The 247-nt window shown below is 49.4% G+C and carries 1 pseudogene; it reads right to left on the bottom strand.

Annotated features, from left to right (window positions below):
• Positions 1-63: 63 nt before the first annotated feature.
• A pseudogene (locus LK536_RS58930) lies at positions 64-247 on the bottom strand (ABC transporter substrate-binding protein); the annotation flags it as partial.

The raw sequence follows: 247 nt of genomic DNA, 5'->3' as shown, positions 1-247 counted from the left end.
ATAAACCCCCTTGTCCATGAATGTATCACATACCTTGAAGAAATCCTCCCTGGTAGTGGGCACCTACACCCCTGCCTCCTCAAACATTTTCTTATTATAGAAGGTTGCCTTTCCCTGCGCATCAATAGGGAAGCCGTATACGCCGCCGTTCACCGTACACTCATCCACCAGCATGGGCAGTACATTGGTCATACACTCCTCATCCTTAAGGTCCATGAAGTATCCGCCGTCCACAAACTCCTGCATG

Source organism: Clostridium pacaense (assembly GCF_020709765.2).
Taxonomy (GTDB): domain Bacteria; phylum Bacillota; class Clostridia; order Lachnospirales; family Lachnospiraceae; genus Enterocloster; species Enterocloster hominis.
This window is presented reverse-complemented; position numbering and strand designations above follow the sequence as displayed.